Raw genomic sequence first — 1,191 nt, 5'->3', positions numbered from 1 at the left:
CCTGGGCGCTGCTGACCGTTCCGTCCGGCGCGCCGCCCGCCGGGCAGGGTGCACCGGCGACGACCGGACCGGTGCAGCCCGCCGAGGCCACGACCACCCTGCCCGACGCCGACCTGCGCCTCGGCCGCCCGCTCGCGCCGGTGTCCTGCGCGGCGCCGGCGGACCTGGTCGTCGTCGGCGCGGCCGTCGACCCCGCGCGCTACCGCGAGGACGTGTCCGAGCACCTGCGCGCACACCCCGGCGCGAACTACCTGCGCGCCGACGGCAGCTGCGTCCCCTTCCGGTCCCGGACCGACGCGGGCAACCCGATCTACGTCTCCTACCTGGGACCGTTCGCCGACCGTGGCGACGCCTACCTGCGCCCGGTCACCGGCCCGGTCGGATCGGCGGGCCCGCGGCCCTGCTGATCCTGAGCGGGTGCTTCCGCGGCGAGCGCCGCTACGACCACTTCCGCGACGAGCTCGGTCTCGGCGGCACCGTCCTCAACGACCGGCTGCGCGTGCTGGTGGAGGAGGGCGTGCTCGATCGCGTGCCCTACCAGGAGCGTCCGGTCCGGCACGAGTACCGGCTCACGCCCAAGGGTGCCGACCTCTACCCGGTGCTGGTGGCGCTGATGAACTGGGGCGACCGGTACGCCGTCGACGTCCCACCGGTCCGGCTGGTGCACCGCGGCTGCGGCCACCCCGCCGAGCCCCGGCTCACCTGTGCGCACTGCGCCGAGCCGGTGGCGTGGCGGGACATGACCGCCGAGGTCGAGCCCGACGCCTGGTGAGCACCACGGCGGGGCCGGTACCTCAGGCGCCGCCCGGCGGGTGCCGCCCATCGCCCGGGGCGAGCAGGGCGTCGGCCGTCGCCGCGTCGCAGACCAGGGTGTGGACCAGGCCCGAGCGCAGCACGGCGCGGGTGGCCTCGGCCCGCTCCGGGTCCCTGACCAGGGCGATCACGTCGCCCGCGGCCCGCAGGTCCGCCTCCCCGGCCGCGACGAGCTGGTGCGCCGGTCCGCTGTCGAGGACCCGGCCGGCGCGGTCGATCAGCAGCCCGACGACCTCGCCGACCGCGCCGCCCGCGGCCAGCCGTCGTCGTTCGGGGGCGGTCAGCACGTCGTGCACGGTGGAGTGCCCGGCCCGCCACGCCCCGATCCCGACGACCGCGGTGTCCAGCGCGGCGCAGCGGGCCAGCGCGTCGGCGACG

The 1,191-nt window shown here is 77.6% G+C and carries 2 protein-coding genes and 1 pseudogene; 2 read left to right on the top strand and 1 reads right to left on the bottom strand.

The genetic code is table 11. The features are described from left to right. Positions 1-407 (top strand): annotated as a pseudogene (locus GTW08_RS30890) (hypothetical protein); the annotation flags it as partial. Then, positions 383-772 carry a winged helix-turn-helix transcriptional regulator gene (locus tag GTW08_RS02865; protein ID WP_073575625.1) on the top strand — a complete coding sequence of 130 codons (390 nt, stop codon included), beginning with the start codon at positions 383-385 and terminating at the stop codon, positions 770-772. The pseudogene GTW08_RS30890 and the gene GTW08_RS02865, both read left to right, overlap by 25 nt. Before the next feature lie 22 nt (positions 773-794). Here GTW08_RS02865 and GTW08_RS02860 read toward each other — a convergent pair. Next, positions 795-1,191 (bottom strand): sugar-binding domain-containing protein (locus GTW08_RS02860; RefSeq protein WP_237453484.1); only part of this gene is annotated, 397 nt, incomplete at its 5' end.

Origin of the sequence: Pseudonocardia sp. SID8383 (assembly GCF_009864975.1) — a bacterium.
GTDB classification, from domain to species: domain Bacteria; phylum Actinomycetota; class Actinomycetes; order Mycobacteriales; family Pseudonocardiaceae; genus Pseudonocardia; species Pseudonocardia alni.
The sequence above is the reverse complement of the archived record's forward strand: the minus strand, read 5'-3'. Positions and strand labels throughout refer to the sequence as shown.